Source organism: Methylocystis borbori (assembly GCF_036576025.1).
Classification (GTDB): Bacteria; Pseudomonadota; Alphaproteobacteria; order Rhizobiales; family Beijerinckiaceae; genus Methylocystis; species Methylocystis borbori.
Genome location: NZ_JAZHYN010000058.1, coordinates 1 through 17928 on the forward strand (window position 1 = coordinate 1; position 17928 = coordinate 17928).

A 17928-nucleotide genomic window follows, 5' to 3' on the forward strand; every position below is an offset into this window, starting at 1 on the left:
GGCCCGCCGCCGCGCGCAGCAGGGCCCGCGCGTCTTCCTCGGCCTCGGCGATGCCCGCGGCGGCAAGATAATCCGCGACCTTGGCGAGGGCCTCCGCGCGCGTGGCCTGCGGCCCGGCCGCCTGCTTCTCGCCGCGCGATCTCATGTCTAGCCTTGCTTTGCGATCAGCGCCGTCAGCCTTTGCGCAAAGCCGACGGCGTCGAGCGGCGGCTCGCCGTCCACGACGCGGGCGAGATCGAAGAGAAGGCGCATGCCGTCCTCAGCCGCCTCGCGCCCCTTGTCGCGCATGAGCCGCGCGAGCGCGGCGACGGCCTCGTGCCTTGGATTGACCTCCAGCACGGGCTTTCCGAACATCCCCTGCTGCCCATGTTCGGCGAGAATGCGCGCCAATTGCAGGTCGAAGCCCTTTTCGGGCGCGATGAGGCAGACGGCGCTGCCGGTGAGCCGCGTCGAGGCGCGCACGTCGTCGACATGGTCCGCCAGCGTCTCCTTGAGAGCGGCGACGAGATCGGCGATTTCTGCCGCCGGGGCCGCGTCGGGCTTCGCCGCTTCCACAAGGGGAATGGCGTCGATGTCGGCCTGGCCCTGCGTCGCCGATTTGAACGGCTTGCCGTCGAAGCCCACCGCGCTCGTCACCCAGAAGGCGTCGACGGGATCGTCGAGAAGAAGAACCTCGACGCCGCGGGCGGCGAAGCCTTCGAGCTGCGGACTGGCCTTGAGTCGCGCCAGATCGTCGCCGACGATGTAATAGATCGCCGTCTGATTTTCCTTAAGATCGGCGACGTAATCCTTCAGCGTGCGGGTCTTTTCCGGCGACTTCGTCGAGGCGAAGCGCGCGATCTCGAAGAGCGCGTCGCGCCGGCTTGGGTCTTCGTGCAGGCCCTCTTTCAAAATCGCGCCGAAATTCTTCCAGACCTCGGCGAATTTTTCGGGCTCGCTCTCGGCGAGCTTGGTCAGCTCCTGCAACATGCGCGTCGCGATCGCCTTGCCAATGGCGGCCACAGTGGGGCTCTTTTGCACCATCTCGCGCGAGACATTGAGCGGAATATCGGCGCTGTCGACGACGACGCGCAGGAAGCGCAGCCAGGCCGGCAGCAGGTCGATTTCGCGCGAGATCAGCACGCGGCGCACATAGAGCTTGGACTTGCTCTTGCGCGCGGGATCGAAGCGATCGAAGGGCCGCGCGCCGGGAACGAAAGCGAGCACCGTATATTCCGTGCGCCCCTCGGCGCGCCAATGCGCGATCAGCGCCGGCTCGTCGAATTGCCCCGATAGTTGCCGGTAGAAATCGACATATTGCTCGTGGCTGATCTCCGACTTCGGCTTCGTCCACAAGGCGACGCCGTCGGCGATTCGGCGCGGCTCCGCGCCCGGGCTCTCGATAAGGTCGATCGGCGCGGCGATCGCGCCCGAATGTTCGCGCACGACGCTCTCAACCCGCCAAGCGTCGAGAAATTCGTCGCTCTCGGCGTTGAGATGCAGCGTCACCCGCGCGCCCGCGGTCGGCGCGGCGTCGAGCGCGAGCGGCGCGATCTGGTAGGAGCCCTTGCCTTCCGAGGTCCAGAGCCAGGCCTGATCCTCGCCGGCGCGGCGGGTCGCCACCTCGACGCGGTCGGCGACCATGAAGGCCGAATAGAAGCCGACGCCGAACTGGCCGATGAGGCCCTCGGCCTTGTCCTTGCCGAGCTTTTCGAGAAAGGCGCGCGTGCCGGAATTGGCGATCGAGCCCAGCGCGCTGATCAGCTCCTCGCGCGACATGCCGACGCCATTGTCGGCGACCGTCAGCGTGCGCTTTTCCTTGTCGAGCGAGATCGTCACCAGCGGCGCGCCCGCGAGCGAGGCGAGCTTTTCGCCCGAAAGCGATTCGTAGCGCAGCTTCTCGCAGGCGTCGGCGGCGTTGGAGATCAGTTCGCGCAGGAAAACGTCGCGCTCCGAATAGACGGAATGCGTCATCAGCTCCAAAAGACGCGCGACATCGGCTTCGAAGCTGAAATTGGCGGCGTCTTGCGCGTCCTTAGCCGGTTCGGCGTCAAGGGATGCGGCGGCGTCGGTCATGTCTTCACCCATGAAAAGAATAGAAGAAGCGCCTCGCGGCGGGGCGATTTGCGCCTCTTGAGGTCGTTATTGTTATGGAATTTGCAAGATCGCTTTAGCGCGCTTTCCGATCGAAGGAAATCGTCCGATCGACAAGACGTCGCGGCAAAAGCTGCGCCCGGGGGCCATGCGGCCGCGTTCAAGTAGACGAGCCGGCGCGAGAGAAAACTCCCGGCCGGCTCGACCATCGCCACGACCTCTTGAATACTCGCGACCGCACGCTTCCGGGGGGCTGGGGGGCTGACGAAAACCGGAAACGCGCAACCCCGAGTCGTCGAGGCAATGAATTTTACTTTGGGCGGCGCGTTTGGCTTGCAAGGGGCGCCATGCCGGCGAAAGTGTGATTATTCTTTAGTCAGATAATGTTGCGAGGAGCGACGCGGCGCGACGGAGCCAGGCCGCTTCACTAATTTGTCATTAAGGCTTGCCCGCGGCGCTTGGGCGCGCGAACATATTGCCGAAGATCAAGGAGACATGACGCATGGCTGAGTCGGAGACGACGGAGCCCAGTCGGCTCCGCCCCGCGCTCGTGGTTGTCGCCAATGCGGCGTCGCGGGACGGCGAGGCGCAAAAGGCGCGGGGGAGCCAGAAACGCGGCGCGGCGGTCGCTTTCGACCGGCGCGAACTCAACGTGCTCTTCAATCTCTACGGCGCGAAGGTGGCGGCGGGCGAATGGCGCGACTATGCGCTTGATTTCACGCCCGCCAAGGCGGTGTTCTCGATCTTTCGCCGCGCGAGCGAGGCGCCGCTGTATCGAATCGAAAAGAACCCCGAATTGTCGCGTCGCCAGGGCGCCTATGCGGTGATCGCCGCGACGGGCCTTGTCATGCGCCGGGGCCACGACCTCGCGCGCGTCGTCCGGGTGCTCGACCGTGGCCTCAAGCTCGTGGGCGCCGAATAGGCGCCGCGCGCGTTTTTTTAGAAGCGCGCGGCGGAATACGGCGTAGGATCGATGAACGGCGTTTCTCCCGTCATCATTTCCGCGATGAGCCGCCCGGTGACCGGGCCCAGCGTCAATCCGTGATGCGCATGGCCGAAATCGAACCATAGGCCCTTGTGTCGCGGGGCGGGGCCGACGATCGGCAGCATGTCGGGCAGACAGGGCCGCGCGCCGCGCCAGGGCTCCGGATCGAGCCTTTCCCCGAGCGGAAAGAGCGCGCGCGCGGCAGGCTCGCAAAGTTCGATCTGCACGGGCGAGGGCGGCGCGTCGCGGCGGGCGAATTCCGCGCCGCTCGTCAGTCTGATTCCGCGCGTCATCGGCGCCAGCAGATAGCCGACGTCGACGTCGAGAATGACATGATTGAGCCGCGCCCCGGGTTTCGCGGCGTAATGCATGTGGTAGCCGCGTTTCCAGCCAAGCGGAATATGATAGCCGAGCGGGCCGAAAATCGCGTCCGACCAGGGGCCGAGCGCCACAACCGCCTCGCGCGCGACGATCGGACCGCCCTCCGCCGCTACGCGCCAGCGTCCGCCTTGCTCCGGCGCGAGGCTTCGCGCGTCGCCCGCAAGCAGCAATCCGCCGCGCGAGACGAAAAGATCGGCATAGGCCTTCGACAGCGCGCCGGGATCGACGACGGAGGCGGTGTCGCGAAGATGGACGCCGCCCGCGAGCGGCGCGAAATCCGGCTCGAGCGCCGCGAGCGCGCGCGAATCGAGCGTGTCGATATGGAGGCCAAAGGCGCGTAGCCGGTCCGCGTCGGCCGCGCCGGCCTCGAGCGTCCGTTCGCTGCGATAGAGCTTGATCCAGCCGTTCTTGCGCAGGAGATGCTGCGCGCCCGCCTGTTCGATCAGCGCCTCATGCTCCTTGAGGCTGTTTTCGATGAGCGGACGGCGCGCTTCGATATTATGATGCACGCGATCCGGCGCGCTCTCGCGCCAATAGCGCATGAGCCAGGGGCCGACGGCCGGCAGGGCGGCGAGATGATAATGCGACTCGGGCAGCAGATTGAGCGCATATTTGATGAGTTTCGCCGGATTGCGCGGAAAGAGATAGGGAATGAGCGAGGAGCGCTCGATGAGGCCGGCGTTGCCGAAGCTCGTCTCCTGGCCGGCGGCGCGATGGCGGTCGACGAGCGCGACCGCGCGGCCGCGCGCCTGTAGATGCAGCGCCGCCGAGACGCCGACGACGCCCGCGCCGAGAACAACGACATCCGTCGTCCGCATGATTCTTTCCTCCAGTGAACCCCGAAATCGGGCGAAAGCGGCTGATCTTCTCCCGATCTCTCCGGCTCCGATCCCATATATGGACTTTCAAGCAACGCGCATGCTAGCGCCTTACCTTCCTTTAAGAATCCAACAAGGCCGCGCCCGATGATCCCCCGCTATTCCCGCCCCGAAATGACGGTCATTTGGGAGCCGCAGACGCGCTTTCGAATCTGGTTCGAGATCGAAGCCTACGCCTGCGACGCGCTGGCCGAGATCGGCGTCATCCCGCGGGAGAGCGCCAAGGCGATCTGGGACAAGGCGGATTTCGTGACCTTCGACGTCGCGCGCATCGACGAGATCGAACGCGTGACGAAACATGACGTGATCGCCTTTCTCACCCATCTTGGCGAATTCATCGGCCCCGAGTCGCGTTTCGTGCATCAGGGCATGACGTCGTCCGACGTGCTCGACACCTGTCTCGCCGTGCAGCTTTCGCGCGCCGCCGATCTTCTCATCGCCGACGTTGACGCGCTGCTCGCCGCGATCAAGCGACGCGCCTATGAGCATAAATATACGCCGACGATCGGGCGCTCGCATGGCGTCCACGCCGAGCCGACGACCTTCGGGTTGAAACTGGCGCAGGCTTACGCCGAATTTACCCGCGCGCGCGAACGGCTGGTTCATGCGCGCAAGGAAGTCGCGACCTGCGCCATTTCTGGGGCCGTCGGCACATTCGCCAATATCGATCCGCGCGTCGAGGAATATGTCGCGCATAAGATGGGCCTCATCCCGGAGCCCGTGTCGACGCAGGTCATTCCACGCGACCGCCATGCGGCTTTTTTCGCGACGCTCGCCGTCGTCGCTTCTTCGGTCGAGCGGCTCGCGATCGAAATCCGCCATCTGCAACGCACCGAGGTGCTGGAGGCGGAGGAATATTTTTCGGAAGGGCAGAAGGGCTCCTCCGCCATGCCGCATAAGCGTAATCCGGTGCTCACCGAAAATCTGACCGGACTCGCCCGGCTCGTGCGCGGCATGGCGATCCCGGCGCTGGAGAATGTCGCGCTCTGGCACGAGCGCGACATCTCGCATTCCTCCGTCGAGCGGATGATCGGCCCCGACGCCACCGTGACGCTCGACTTCGCGCTGGCGCGCTTGACCAATGTCGTCGACAAGCTGCTCGTCTACCCCGAGAACATGCGCAAGAATCTCGATCGGCTCGGCGGGCTCGTGCATTCGCAGCGCGTGCTTCTGGCGCTCACGCAAAAGGGCGTTTCGCGCGAGGACGCCTATGCGATGGTGCAGCGAAACGCCATGCCAGTGTGGCGGGGCGAGGGAGAATTCCGCGCGCTGCTCGGGCAGGACAAGGACGTGAGCGCGAAGCTTTCCGCCGCGGAGCTCGACGAATTATTCGACCTCTCCTATCACTTCAAACATGTGGACACGATCTTCAGGCGCGTTTTTGGCGAGCACTGAAGTTTCCTTCGATTTCCGAAAACCCGAGCTGCAACTCCCTCGCGAAAGCGACGAGCGCCGCGGTGAAAAGGATCATCGCAAAGGCGAAGAGGAATCCTGCGCCATATTCGTGGCGCATATGAAAAAAGGCCGCCGCGAAGCCGAGAATGACGAGGATGCTCGTGGCGATGCAACTGCCGACGCCCCAATAGATGGCGCGATGCATCAGCTTCGCGCGCGTCCTGAGGAGGGGCAGTTCGGCTTTCAGATGCGCCCGCGACTCGTCGTCCTCGGCGTCGAGCTGTCTCGAACGGTCGACGAGCCGGTCGAGGCGCGAGACGAGCACGGCCAAAAGCTGCGCTTCGGCCGCGAGCAGAAAGGCGGGGCCGGTGACTTGCGAAATCACCGTCGAAAGCTGTTCGATTGAAGGCGAATAATAGAGCATGAAGGTCTCGCGGAGGTTCCAGCCAATACCAAATGGCGAGGCGGCCAGCAATCAAGCTTTAGCGTGACGGCCAGCGCCATTTTGGGGATTCATGCGCGGGCGCCAGCGTCTCCCCCAGATGCTTCTCCAGCGCAATTTCGACGCAACAATCGGCTTTCCCCAGTTCCGACATCAGTTTTTCGGAATGCGAGACGATGAAAAGCTGCGTCTTGTTCGAGACCTTGCGCATCAGTCGCGCCAGGGCGCCGATGAGGTTGGGGTGGAGACTCGATTCCGGCTCGTTGAACACCATCAGCGGCGGCGGGCGCGGCGTCAGAAGCGCGGCGACGAGGAGCAAATAGCGTAGGGTGCCCTCCGAGAGTTCCTTGGCCCGTAGCGGCCGTAGCAGCCCATGCTGGCGCATCAGGGTTTCGAAATAGCCGTCCGACGTCGAAATATCGATCCTGCTCGACGGAAAGGCGTCGTCGATCGTCTGGTCCAAGCCGTCGGCGTCGCCAATCGCTTGAATGGTTGCGAGCGCGGCCGCGAGGTCGGCTCCGTCGTCGGCGAGCGCGGGCGTGAAGGTGCCGATTTGCGGCCGCCGCGCTGGCGCTTCCCGGTCGGCGCGCAGATTGTCATAGAAGCGCCAGCGTCGCATGGTCTCGCGCAGGAGCGAGAGGTCATAGGCCTCGCGAAGGTCGGCGCATTGCGTCATCATGCCGTCGACGCCGGCGAGCGAAGCGGCGGCTAGGCGCCACTCGCCATTCTCATTTCGGATGCGCACGCTCGGTCCGCGCCGCTCGGCGAAGAGATTGGCGCGGCCGAGAAGCTCGCCTGTCCACTGCGCCTCCATCTTGATCTGCGGATCGAGAGAGAAGAGTTCCGTGGCGACGGAGCTTGGGCCCAGGTCGATCGCGTAACCATAGGTCTCGGAAGAGAAGCCGAGCTTGAGCGCTTTTTTCGACTGGCGCGCCAATGGTTCGATTTGAGCTTCGCCCGTCTTCATCGCGGGAGAATTTCTCGGGGCCGGCCCAAAGCGTCGAAGTCAGTCCGCCCTCCCGCGCTAGGGACTGGATGACGCGCCCCTGCGCAACATCAGCGAGGAGCCTCAGCGCGCGATAAAGGCTGGACTTGCCGGCGCCGTTGGCGCCGGTCACGACGGTAAGTCGCCCTGGCGCAAGGACCAGTTCACGAATGGACCGATAGCCGGAAATTGCGAGCCGCGTGATCACCGGATGCTCCCGAAGGGCGGCAAATATCGATGGACGGCGGCGGATGGGCAATGGCTACCCTTCCAATAAGCTGCGCAAAGCCTTAAACAGCCGGCGATGATCTGGCTTCTTTTTGCGCTTCTCACCGGCGTCGCGGTCATGGCCGTGCTGGCGCCGCTCGCCCGTCGCGGCGAGGCGAAGGACGCGCGCGCCGCCGATGTCGCTTTTTTTACCGAGCAGATGGCCGAGATCGCGCGCGAGCGCGCGGAGGGCCTGCTCGACGGCGCCGAGGCGGAGGCGGCGAAGACCGAGGCCGCCCGCCGTCTGCTGCGCGCGCAAGCCGCGCCCGGAGCGGCGGCCTCCCGCTCGCGCAAGGCGGCGCTCATTGCGGCGCTGGTCGCGATTCTCGCCATTCCGGCGATTTCGGTGCCGCTCTATCTGCGCCTCGGCCATTCCGAGCTGCCGGACATGCCGCTGACGGCGCGGCTCGACTCCGCGCCCGCCCGCAACGATCTCGCTGGCGCCGTCGCGCGCATCGAGCAGCATTTGCGGGAGCATCCCGAGGACGGGCGCGGCTATGAAGTCATCGCCCCCTATCTCCTGCGCACGGGACGCGGGGAAGACGCGATCCGCGCCTATGGCGAGGCGCTGCGGCTTTTGGGCGCGACCGCCCAGCGCCACGCGGCGCTCGGAGAAGCGCGCGTCGTCATCGCGCGCGGCGCGGTGACGGCGGAAGCCAAGAAGGATTTCGAGGCGGCGCAGGCGCTCGATCCCACCTTGCCGATCGCGCTCTATTATCTCGGCCTTGCCGCCGCCCAGGCGGGCGAGAAGGACAAGGCCATCGAGATTTTTACGAAATTGGAGGCGGAGGCGCCGCCCGACGCCGCCTATCTCAAGATCGTCAAGGCGCGGCTCGCGGAGCTGCGCGGCGAGGCCGAGGCGCAGCCGATCGCGCGCGCGCCGTCGAGCGATCAGGGCAAGGCCATCGCCGCCCTGCCGGCGCAGGAGCGCGAGACGGCGATCCGCGGCATGGTGGAGCGCCTCGCCTCAAAACTCGAGGCCAATGGCGACGATGTGGAAGGCTGGCTGCGGCTGATCCGCGCCTACGCCGTTCTCGCGGAATCCGAAAAAGCGAAGAAGGCGGTGAGCGACGCTAAAGCGGCGCTGGCCGACAGACCGGCCGAGGTCGCGCGCGTCGAGGCCTTGGCGAAGCAAGTCGGGATTATCTATTAGAATTATATGATAATGCTGCGATTTCGGGCGTTCGATCGGAATGGAAATCAAGGGATTGATATATATTTTATACTAGCTTTCGATCGCGGCGTCTGGAGCAGGACATTATAAACCTATATCGTTGGTAGAATTATATTGATTTTTGCCGCGGATGCGGACAAGCTCCCTTCCGCTTCTTCCTGCGCCTTAAGAAACGCGACGGGCGGGGAATTCATCGAGGAGGCGGACGTGGCGGATTTCTCCCCTGGCTCCGACGCGGCGGCGGCCGATAGGCTTTGCCGCTTTGCCGCTGGACTCGCCTTTTTTGCAAAATCGCTTCCGGCGAAGAGAACGCCGGCGGCGCCCTAATCGCGCTTCACCCTCTCCGAAGCGCGACGGCGGCGTAGGGCTAGATGCGCCGCCAGTCTGACCCCCGTCCCCCCCAGGGCGGGGGTCATTCGCGCTGGAGCCATGGACGCGCTTTCGCCAGGCGGAATTCGCGCGACGCCGATAAAAATGAAATGCTTCCAAGGCACCGTCTTCAAGGATAAGGAACGGGCGCACTCAAATTGGAGACGACATGACGCGCAAAGCTAAGCGGCTGACGTTGATCGTCGGGGCGCTGGCGGCTCTGGGACTCGCCGCGGGCCTCGTGCTCTTCGCGCTGCGCGACAATATCGTGTTCTTCTATACGCCGTCGGAGCTTGCCGAAAAGCAGGTCGCCCCGGGCGCGAGGCTGCGCATCGGCGGCCTCGTGAAGGAAGGCAGCGTCGTCAAATCCGGCCGCGACGTGAGTTTCGCCGTCACCGACAAGACGCGCGATCTCTCAGTCTCTTATACCGGGCTGCTGCCAGATCTCTTCCGCGAGGGACAGGGCGTCGTGGTCGACGGCGTGTTGCAGCCCGATGGCGCTTTTCGCGCCGACAGCGTGCTGGCGAAGCACGACGAACGCTATATGCCGCGCGAGGTCGCCGACGCGCTGAAGAAACAGGGCGTCTGGCAGGGGGAGGCGAAGTGAAGCTACGCGCGCGTCTCCCCTCTCCCAAACTGAAGTCGGCTGTTGCCGACTTCAGCATTGTTTGCGCGAACCGGGAACACCCTGTTCGCGTCGGGAGAGGGCGGCCCCGGGAAGCGGGGTCGGGTGAGGGCGCTGCGATCGCCATCGCCCAATCGGCCCTCATCCGTCACGCCTTCGGCGCGACACCTTCTCCCGCAAGCGGGAGAAGGGGGAGACCGCAGCATGATCGTTGAAACCGGACATTACGCCCTTGTTCTCGCGCTTGCCCTCGCGCTAGCGCAATTCGCCATCCCCTTCGCCGGCGCGCGGCTGAACGATACGGCGCTGATGGGCGTCGCGCGGCCGGCGGCGCTCGCGCAATTTTTCTTCGTCGCGCTCTCCTATGGCGCGCTCACTTACGCGCATGTCACGTCGGATTTCTCGCTTCTCAACGTCATCGAGAATTCGCATTCGCTGAAGCCCTTCATCTATAAAATCTCCGGCGTGTGGGGGAACCACGAAGGCTCGATGCTTTTGTGGGTATTGGTTCTCTCTCTTTGCGGCGCGCTCATCGCGCTTTTCTCCGCGTCAATGTCGGAGAGGCTGCGCGCCGACGCGCTCGCCGTACAGGGCCTGCTCGGCGCGGCGTTTCTTCTCTTCATCCTACTCACCTCCAATCCCTTCGCGCGCGTCGCGCCGGCGCCCTGGGAGGGCCGCGATCTCAATCCGATCCTGCAGGATCCCGGCCTCGCGATTCACCCGCCGCTGCTCTATGTCGGCTATGTCGGCTTCTCGATCGTCTTCTCCTTCGCGGCGGCGGCGCTGATCGGCGGGCGGATCGACGCCGCCTGGGCGCGCGTCGTGCGGCCCTGGACGCTATTCGCCTGGACGGCGCTGACGCTCGGCATCGCCATGGGCTCCTATTGGGCCTATTACACGCTCGGCTGGGGCGGCTTCTGGTTCTGGGATCCGGTCGAGAACGCCTCGCTCATGCCCTGGATCGCCGGCACGGCGCTGCTGCACAGCGCCGCCGTGATGGAGAAGCGCGAGGCGCTGAAAGTCTGGACGATCTTTCTGTCGATCCTCGCCTTCTCACTGTCCTTGCTCGGCACGTTTCTCGTGCGCTCCGGCGTCTTGACCTCGGTGCACGCCTTCGCGAGCGATCCCGACCGCGGCGTCTTCATTCTCGCCATTCTCGTCTTCTTCATCGGCGGCGCGCTCGCGCTCTTTGCTGCGCGCGCGGCCTCGCTTCCCATCGGCGGGCTCTTTGCGCCGATCTCGCGCGAGGGCGCGCTGGTCGTGAATAATCTGCTGCTCTCGGCGTGCTGCGCGACCGTCGTCATCGGCACGCTTTATCCGTTGGCGCTCGAAGCTTTGACCGGCGAGAAGATTTCCGTCGGCGCACCCTTCTTCAATACGGTGCTGATCCCGATCTTCCTGCCGCTCGCCCTGCTCATGCCGATCGGCCAGATGCTCGCCTGGAAGCGCGGCGATCTGAAAGCGGCGCTGCAGCGGCTGCGCGTCGCTTTCCTTGTCGGCGTTCTCGCGGCGGCGGCGCTGGGCGCTTCTTATGGCGCGCCGTTTCTTTCGGTCGCGACGGGCGGCATAGCGGTCTATCTCGTCGTCGGCGCCCTGAGCGACCTCGCGCTGCGCGTCTTTGCGCGCGCTTCTTCCGCGCGCGCCGTCTTCGCGCGGCTGCGCGGCCTGCCGCTTTCCGTTTTCGGAACGTCGGTCGCGCATGCTGGCGTCGGGCTGGCGCTCCTCGGCCTCGCGGCGACGGGCTGGGGCGTCGAGACTATCGTCGCGATGAAGCCGCTGACCTTCTATGACATCGGCCCCTATCAGATCGGCATCGAATCGATCTCGCCGCGCCAGGGGCCGAATTACGCCGAGACTTACGCCGTCATGGCGGTGCGCAAGGACGGCGCGACGCTCGCGAAGATCGAGCCGGCGAAGCGCTTCTACCCGGCGCGGCGCATGGCGCGCACGGAAGCGGGAATCGTCACGCTCGGCCTTGGGCAGGTCTACGCCGCGATCGGCGAGTCGCATGAGGACGGAACGATCGACGCGCGGCTCTATTGGAAGCCGCTCGTCACGCTCATCTGGATCGGAGCGCTGGTCATGGCCTTCGGCGGCGCGCTGTCGCTCGCCGACCGGCGGCTGCGCATCGGCGCCGCGCGCCGCGCCCCCGCCCCGGCGCTGGAGCCAGCGGAATGAGCGGCGATCTTCGTTTCGATAAATCCCCCAAGCCCCTCACCTTACCTCTCCCCGTTTTCACGGGGAGAGGGGTCATCGGCGTATCGTCTATGCGATTGGCCTTGTGGCGCGGCGCCGGCCGCTTCCTCTCCCCGCTTGCGGGGAGAGGCAAGGTGAGGGGCTTGGGGGTTTGTCTCCCACTTGCGTCGTTACTCTTATTCCTCCTCCCCCTCGCCGCCGGCGCCGTCACGCCGGGCGAAAAGCTCGACGATCCGGCGCTCGAGGCGCGGGCGCGGACGATCACCAATGAACTGCGCTGCCTTGTTTGCCAGAACCAGTCCGTCGACGACTCCGACGCGCCGCTCGCCAAGGATTTGCGCCTGCTCGTCCGCGAGAAGCTGAAGGAAGGGCTGAGCGACGCCGAAACGCGCGAATTCGTCCATGCGCGCTATGGCGATTTCGTTCTGCTGCGCCCGCCCTTCAAGCCGGGCACGTTCCTGCTCTGGACGGCGCCGCTGCTCGCGCTTCTCGCCGGCGCCGCCGCGGTCTGGACGGCTACGCGCCGCCGTCGCATCTTCGCGCCGCCCGCGGCCCTCACCGCCGAGGAAAGGGCGCGTCTCGATGGACTTGGCGTCGGCCGTTTCGACGATTCCGAGTCGCGGGAATAGCTCCGGCTGTCATTCGGTCGTTGCAGGAAAACATTAGATGGTCTCCGTCCAAACAGGAGCCGTCAATGACATCGGTTGCTTCCAGCGTCGATCTTACAGTCGGTCACGATCCGCACAGCCCCAAGCCCAAACTCGATCACTCCTTCGACATTCGCGCCCTTCTCGCCTTCCTCGGCGTGATGGCGTGCGGCCTCGGCTTCACCGCCTTCAGCATATGGAGCGATCTGCGCGAATCCGGCGCGCCGGTGACGACCTATCTCCCCTTCGTCCTGCTTGGCGTCGCGCTGCTGATCGCGCTCGGCTTCGAATTCGTCAACGGCTTCCACGACACCGCCAACGCTGTCGCGACGGTGATCTATACGCATTCGCTGCCCGCCCCTGTCGCGGTCGTCTGGTCGGGCGTGTGGAACTTCCTCGGCGTGATGGCGTCGACCGGCGCGGTCGCCTTCGGCATCGTGTCGCTGCTCCCCGTCGAACTCATTCTGCAAGTCGGGTCGAGCGCCGGCTTCGCCATGGTGTTCGCCTTGCTCATCGCCGCCATCATCTGGAATCTCGGCACTTGGTGGTTGGGACTGCCGGCCTCGAGCTCCCATACGCTGATCGGCTCGATCATCGGCGTCGGCGTCGCCAATGCGCTCATGCGCGGTCGCGACGGCACCTCCGGCGTCGATTGGGGCAAGGCGACGGAGATCGGCTATTCGCTGCTGTTCTCGCCGATCGTCGGCTTTGTCGCGGCGGCGCTTTTGCTGCTCTCCATGAAATTGCTGGTGCATAAGCCCGAGCTCTATCAGGAGCCCAAGGGCCAGAACCCGCCGCCGTGGTGGATTCGCGGCCTGCTGGTTCTCACCTGCACCGGCGTCTCCTTCGCCCATGGCTCGAATGACGGCCAAAAGGGCATGGGCCTCATCATGCTGATCCTCATCGGCACGGTGCCGACCTCCTATGCGCTCAACCGCGCTCTGCCCGCCAGTCATGTCGCGGCTTTCGCGAGCGCCTCGGAGGCCGCCTCGAAAGTCGTCGAAGGGAAGGCGGAGGGCTATCGGGTGCTCGGCGATCCGCGGCCCGCGGTCATGCAATTTATTTCGCGCCATGAGCTGAACGAAGGCACCTATCCCTCGCTCGCCGCGCTGATGCGCGACATCGCCAAGGAGATCGAGACCTATGGCTCGATTTCGAAAATTCCTTTCGCCGCGGTCGGCAACACCCGCAACGACATCTATCTCGTTTCCGAGGCCTTGCGTTTCCTCGTCAAGGACAAGGACGCCGAGCTGACGGACAACGACAAGAAAATCCTGAAAAACTACAAGGACCAGATCGACCAGGCGACGAAGTTCATCCCGACCTGGGTCAAGATCGCCGTGGCGATCGCACTCGGCCTTGGAACGATGATCGGCTGGAAGCGCATCGTCGTCACCGTGGGCGAGAAGATCGGCAAGCAGCATCTGACCTACGGTCAGGGCGCTTCGGCGGAGCTCGTCGCCATGAGCACCATCGCCGCCGCCGACATGTATGGGCTGCCGGTCTCGACGACGCATGTGTTGTCCTCGGGCGTCGCGGGAACCATGGCCGCCAATGGCTCAGGCGTGCAGATGGGCACGATCCGCAATCTGCTCATGGCCTGGGTGATGACGCTGCCCTGCGCCATCCTCCTGTCGGGCGGGCTTTATTTCGCGCTGAACCATATTCTGGGCCTCTTCGCCCGCTAGAGCGCGCCGCCAAAAAGCAGAAACCGGCCTTACGCATAAAGCGCGCGCTCTAAGACGAAGCCCAAAAAGCAATCAGCCGTCGGGGGCGCCCCGACGGCCTCCTGCGCGGGGGCGGCGGCCTCTATCCAATCGGCCGCGCCTGCAATATAGGACGGGAGAGTTCCCGGCCGCGGCGCGCGGCCCTTCAGCCGAAGAGCGAGCCATGGCCGAACATTCCACGCCCCATTTCCACAACCAGCCCGGCGTCTCCCAGATTCGCGTCGGCGCCAAGGAATTCATGTGCGTCGGCGCGCTGCCGCCCTTCGACCATCCGCATGTCTATATCGACATGGGCGCGTCGAACGAGGCGGTCTGTCCCTATTGCTCGACGCATTACGTCTATGATCCGGCGCTGCGCGGCGGCGTCGATCCGGCCGAATGCGTCTATCATCCGACGCAAGTCGCCGCCGCCTGACGCCCAAAAGACGATGGAAGCGCCGATCGTCGTCGCCGGCGCGGGCATAGGCGGGCTGAGCGCGGCGCTGGCGCTCGCGCGCGCCGGCAAAAGCGCGCTCGTTCTGGAGCGCGCGGCGACGATCGAGGAAGTCGGCGCGGGCCTCCAGATCGCGCCCAACGCCGGCCGGATCCTCGCAAAGCTCGGCCTGGAGCCGGCGCTCGCCGCCGTAGCGCTGGAGCCCGCGGCGATCAACATCAGGCGCGGGCGGGACGGGTCGCTGCTCGCGCGGCTCGACCTTGCGGGCGCGCGCGAGACTTGGGGCGCCCCCTTCCGGCTTTTCCACCGCGCCGATCTGCAGGGCGCGCTGCTGAAGGCGGCGCAGGAAAATCGCAATATCCATGTCCGCGCCGGCGCGCGCGTCGGCGATTTTTCGGCGCGCGCGGGCGGATTGCGCATCCGCGTCCATACGCCGGACGGCGTCGAGGAGATCGGGACGGCGGGTCTCGTCGGCGCCGATGGTCTGCGCTCCGGCGTGCGGACGCGGCTTTTCCCTTCCGAGGACGACGCGCCTTTCTATTCCGGCTGCGTCGCCTGGCGCGCGGTTTTTCCAGCCGAAGGGGCGCCGCCGGCGCTGCGCGTCCGGGAGAGCCATCTTTGGCTGCTGCCCGGCGCGCATATCGTGCATTATCCGCTGCGCGACGGCTCCCTCATCAACGCCGTCGCCGTCGTCGAGGAGCGTCTGGCGGGTCAAGACGCCGATCAGATTTTGACGCTCAACGGCGCCGAGCTTGCGCATCGTCTCGCGCCGCTGCGCCTTTCGCCGCAGCTCCGCGAATTGATCGAGGCCGGCGCCGCCTGGCGGCATTGGCCGCTTTATACGCGGCCGCCGCTGGCGCAATGGAGTCTCGGCGCGGCGACGCTGCTCGGCGACGCCGCCCATCCCATGGTCCCTTTTCTCGCGCAGGGCGCCGCCCAGGCGATCGAGGACGCGGCGGCGCTCGGGGACGCCTTCGCGCAGCCGGAGGCAAGCGTCGAAGCCGCCTTTGCAGCCTATGAGCAGGCGCGGCATGCGCGCGCGTCGCAAGTCGTTCGCGCCTCGCGGCGGCAGGGCGGCTATTTCCATCTGCGCGGCCTCGCGGCGCATGCGCGCGATCTTACGATCCGCGCGCTTGGCGGGGGCGGCATGCTCAAGCGCAACGCCTGGCTCTATCGGTAGCGCCGGCGTTCGCGCCGGCCGATCATGGCGCGATTGCGGCGGTTCGGCGCCAGTAGCGAGCGCCGCGCGCGCCTCGCTGCGCGGGCGTTTAACGGCATGAAAACCATGAGCCGCGCGCGAAGGGCATGGCCATTCGGCGCCGCTCAGATGGGATCGACGCCGTCGATTCAATTGCTTGCGGCGAAACGAAGCAGCGCCGGGCGAAGACGGGCGGCAAGGAGGCCAAGGCCCTGCGCGCGCCCGGCGCGAGCTATGGACGGTCGCGCCCGTTAAGTCATATGGCCTCTTCGCGTCGTGATCAGCCGGCGCCGACCCGGCCGCGCGTCAAAAAATTTAACGCCGCGCGGGAGGCGTTAACCTCAAAAGCCCGCTTCCGTTAACTGGAGTTGTCCCAAGCTTAAGCGCATTGCGTTCGCCCAAACGCCGGCGCGTTGGCCTCATTCTGAAAAACTATTACAAATCAATATTTTATGAGATTGCTTCAAATTTTACGGATTTTGCTATCCCAAAATTATACTTACCGGGAATCCGCGTAAATCTGAACGCATTCGCGTAAAATGCGAGAAAATTACTTTCATAGACAGCAAATCCCGCAACCTATTCTCGCCTCATCGAACGGAGGCGGGTTATGTTTGGGATCATCACCAAGGCGGTTACGGCTCTCTCTCTTGCTGGCGCGGCCCTTATCGCGGTCAACGCTACGAGCCTCGCCGGCCCCGACGCCGCCACCTTCGCCGCGACCGGCGCCGAGACGAGCGTGCCCTACGGCTGGGTGGATTTCTGCCAGCGCTATCGCGGCGAGTGCCAGGAGGATGAGCGCGCCCCCGAGGACATCGATCTCACCGCCGCCGCCTATCGCAAGATCGCCCGCATCAACGCCTGGGTGAACAAGAATATCGACCCCCTCTCCGATCAGGATCACTGGTCGGCGGTCGACCGCTGGGATTATCCGAGCGACGGCAAGGGCGATTGCGAGGATTTCGCGCTCTTGAAGCGCCGCATGCTGATCGAAGAGGGCTTTCCGCGCGAGGCGCTGCTCCTGACCGTGGTGAAGGAGAAGAACGGCGACGGCCATTCGGTGCTCACCGTCAAGACCAATCGCGGCGAATTCGTCCTCGACAATCTCTCCAATGAGATGCGGCCCTGGACCCGCGCGCCCTATCGTTTCGTCAAGCGCCAGTCGCAGCGCAATCAGAATGTGTGGGTCGCGATCGACGCCCCGGCCAGCGCCCCGGTCTACGCCTCGCGGTGAGCATCTTGAGCCGAGGCGGGCTCAGCCGGTCCGTCAGTCGATCGGCTCCAGCCCCTTGGCGTATCTCTCGGCGTTCTCGACATAATGCCTCGCCGATTCGAGATGATGCGCGCGGGCTTCCGGGCCGAGGGTGCGAATCACCTTGGCGGGGGAGCCGACGATCAGCGAATAGTCGGGAAACTCTTTGCCTTCAGTGACGAGGGCGTTGGCGCCGACGAGGGAATTGGCCCCGATCCTCACGCCATTGAGGATCGTCGCGCCCATGCCGATGAGGCTCGCCTCGCCGATCATGCAGCTATGCAGAATGACGCCATGGCCGATGGTGCAGTCGGCGCCGATGGTCAGCGGAAAGCCCATATCGGTGTGGAGGATGCAGTTCTCCTGAAGATTGGTGCGGGCGCCGATGGTGATCCATTCATTATCGCCCCGCAGCACGCAGCCGAACCAGATATTGGCGTCCTCCTGCAATTCGACGCGGCCGATGACATGCGCGCCCGGCGCGACGAAATAGCGGCCCGGGACGGGCAGGCGCGGCGCGACGGCGTCGATTTTGTATAGCGGCATGGGACGAAGCTCCTTGGAATGGCGGCGCGACATTGCCACTAGAGCGCGCTGCGAAAAAGCGGAATCCGGCTTTTGGCGTAAGGCGCGATCTAAACTTTTTGAATCGATCGCGTTATCCGCATTTGGGCGATTCCGCCCAAATGCGGCGTGATCTACGGCGCGTTTTCATGCAATGGCGCAAAGCCGGAGCTCGTCGCGGCCATAGTCGTAAGGCACGGAAAATTACACTATAAGCGGCTGGCGCGGGGGCGGCGCGGAAAACGCGCGCGAATGGAGAAGGGCGCTGAACGCCATTATGTTGCGAGATCGGATGCGGCGCGTCGGCGCGTCGGCGGCGCGGGCGGCGGGCGCGCTC

The 17928-nt window shown here is 65.2% G+C and carries 14 protein-coding genes and 1 pseudogene; 10 read left to right on the forward strand and 5 right to left on the reverse strand.

The features are described 5' to 3' along the window. Positions 1–147 precede the first annotated feature (147 nt). Positions 148–2055, reverse strand: coding sequence for a molecular chaperone HtpG (gene htpG, locus V3H18_RS14690; RefSeq protein WP_332082820.1), 1908 nt, complete (start codon positions 2053–2055; stop codon positions 148–150). A 520-nt stretch (positions 2056–2575) separates the two neighbouring features. Between htpG and V3H18_RS14695 the strand changes: the two genes are divergently transcribed. Next, a complete protein-coding gene (locus tag V3H18_RS14695; RefSeq protein WP_332082821.1) occupies positions 2576–2995 on the forward strand; it encodes a DUF2794 domain-containing protein in 420 nt (139 codons plus the stop codon). A 17-nt stretch (positions 2996–3012) separates the two neighbouring features. Here V3H18_RS14695 and V3H18_RS14700 read toward each other — a convergent pair whose 3' ends face one another. Continuing rightward, positions 3013–4257 carry an NAD(P)/FAD-dependent oxidoreductase gene (locus V3H18_RS14700; RefSeq protein ID WP_332082822.1) on the reverse strand — a complete coding sequence of 415 codons (1245 nt, stop codon included), beginning with the start codon at positions 4255–4257 and terminating at the stop codon, positions 3013–3015. Between the two features lie 147 nt (positions 4258–4404). Here V3H18_RS14700 and purB point away from each other — a divergent pair, with 147 nt between their 5' ends. Then, positions 4405–5712, forward strand: coding sequence for an adenylosuccinate lyase (gene purB / locus V3H18_RS14705; protein ID WP_332082823.1), 1308 nt, complete (start codon positions 4405–4407; stop codon positions 5710–5712). Here the strand turns inward: purB and V3H18_RS14710 are convergent. Then, positions 5687–6136 (reverse strand): DUF2721 domain-containing protein, encoded by a 450-nt coding sequence (locus V3H18_RS14710; RefSeq protein WP_332082824.1) that lies wholly within the window; start codon positions 6134–6136, stop codon positions 5687–5689. The two genes, purB and V3H18_RS14710, sit on opposite strands and share 26 nt — an antisense overlap. A gap of 58 nt (positions 6137–6194) precedes the next feature. After that, a pseudogene (locus V3H18_RS14715) lies at positions 6195–7347 on the reverse strand (AAA family ATPase). A gap of 96 nt (positions 7348–7443) precedes the next feature. On the opposite strand from V3H18_RS14715, the gene ccmI reads away from it, so the two are divergent. The 8 genes from ccmI to V3H18_RS14755 all read left to right on the forward strand — a co-directional run bounded on the left by ccmI (position 7444) and on the right by V3H18_RS14755 (position 17009). Beyond that, positions 7444–8559: a c-type cytochrome biogenesis protein CcmI gene (gene ccmI, locus V3H18_RS14720; RefSeq protein WP_332082825.1), complete on the forward strand. Its 1116-nt coding sequence runs from the start codon at positions 7444–7446 to the stop codon at positions 8557–8559. Between the two features lie 559 nt (positions 8560–9118). Beyond that, positions 9119–9556: a cytochrome c maturation protein CcmE gene (gene ccmE, locus V3H18_RS14725; RefSeq protein WP_332082826.1), complete on the forward strand. Its 438-nt coding sequence runs from the start codon at positions 9119–9121 to the stop codon at positions 9554–9556. Positions 9557–9778: 222 nt separating this feature from the next. Beyond that, a complete protein-coding gene (locus tag V3H18_RS14730) occupies positions 9779–11752 on the forward strand; it encodes a heme lyase CcmF/NrfE family subunit (RefSeq protein WP_332082827.1) in 1974 nt (657 codons plus the stop codon). Further along, complete coding sequence (locus tag V3H18_RS14735) at positions 11749–12399, forward strand: cytochrome c-type biogenesis protein (RefSeq protein WP_408631791.1); 651 nt, start codon at positions 11749–11751, stop codon at positions 12397–12399. The genes V3H18_RS14730 and V3H18_RS14735 overlap by 4 nt, the downstream gene beginning before the upstream one ends. 65 nt (positions 12400–12464) lie before the next feature. Further along, the gene (locus V3H18_RS14740; protein ID WP_332082828.1) at positions 12465–14105 is read left to right on the forward strand and encodes an inorganic phosphate transporter; all 1641 of its coding nucleotides are present in this window, start codon (positions 12465–12467) and stop codon (positions 14103–14105) included. Between the two features lie 202 nt (positions 14106–14307). Further along, a complete protein-coding gene (locus V3H18_RS14745) occupies positions 14308–14559 on the forward strand; it encodes a zinc-finger domain-containing protein (protein ID WP_332082829.1) in 252 nt (83 codons plus the stop codon). 13 nt (positions 14560–14572) lie between these two features. Continuing rightward, complete coding sequence (locus tag V3H18_RS14750; protein WP_332082830.1) at positions 14573–15757, forward strand: FAD-dependent monooxygenase; 1185 nt, start codon at positions 14573–14575, stop codon at positions 15755–15757. Between the two features lie 628 nt (positions 15758–16385). Beyond that, complete coding sequence (locus V3H18_RS14755; RefSeq protein ID WP_332082831.1) at positions 16386–17009, forward strand: transglutaminase-like cysteine peptidase; 624 nt, start codon at positions 16386–16388, stop codon at positions 17007–17009. 33 nt (positions 17010–17042) lie between these two features. Here the strand turns inward: V3H18_RS14755 and V3H18_RS14760 are convergent, their stop codons facing one another. Further along, positions 17043–17573, reverse strand: coding sequence for a gamma carbonic anhydrase family protein (locus V3H18_RS14760; RefSeq protein ID WP_332082832.1), 531 nt, complete (start codon positions 17571–17573; stop codon positions 17043–17045). Positions 17574–17928 lie beyond the last annotated feature (355 nt).

Coding starts and splice junctions, on each gene's coding strand:
- V3H18_RS14730 (WP_332082827.1), top strand. CDS start 9,779: ATGATCGTTGAAACCGGACATTACGCCCTTGTTCTCGCGCTTGCCCTC.
- V3H18_RS14710 (WP_332082824.1), bottom strand. CDS start 6,136: ATGCTCTATTATTCGCCTTCAATCGAACAGCTTTCGACGGTGATTTCG.
- ccmE (WP_332082826.1), top strand. CDS start 9,119: ATGACGCGCAAAGCTAAGCGGCTGACGTTGATCGTCGGGGCGCTGGCG.
- purB (WP_332082823.1), top strand. CDS start 4,405: ATGATCCCCCGCTATTCCCGCCCCGAAATGACGGTCATTTGGGAGCCG.
- V3H18_RS14735 (WP_408631791.1), top strand. CDS start 11,749: ATGAGCGGCGATCTTCGTTTCGATAAATCCCCCAAGCCCCTCACCTTA.
- V3H18_RS14740 (WP_332082828.1), top strand. CDS start 12,465: ATGACATCGGTTGCTTCCAGCGTCGATCTTACAGTCGGTCACGATCCG.
- V3H18_RS14755 (WP_332082831.1), top strand. CDS start 16,386: ATGTTTGGGATCATCACCAAGGCGGTTACGGCTCTCTCTCTTGCTGGC.
- V3H18_RS14745 (WP_332082829.1), top strand. CDS start 14,308: ATGGCCGAACATTCCACGCCCCATTTCCACAACCAGCCCGGCGTCTCC.
- ccmI (WP_332082825.1), top strand. CDS start 7,444: ATGATCTGGCTTCTTTTTGCGCTTCTCACCGGCGTCGCGGTCATGGCC.
- V3H18_RS14760 (WP_332082832.1), bottom strand. CDS start 17,573: ATGCCGCTATACAAAATCGACGCCGTCGCGCCGCGCCTGCCCGTCCCG.
- htpG (WP_332082820.1), bottom strand. CDS start 2,055: ATGACCGACGCCGCCGCATCCCTTGACGCCGAACCGGCTAAGGACGCG.
- V3H18_RS14750 (WP_332082830.1), top strand. CDS start 14,573: ATGGAAGCGCCGATCGTCGTCGCCGGCGCGGGCATAGGCGGGCTGAGC.
- V3H18_RS14695 (WP_332082821.1), top strand. CDS start 2,576: ATGGCTGAGTCGGAGACGACGGAGCCCAGTCGGCTCCGCCCCGCGCTC.
- V3H18_RS14700 (WP_332082822.1), bottom strand. CDS start 4,257: ATGCGGACGACGGATGTCGTTGTTCTCGGCGCGGGCGTCGTCGGCGTC.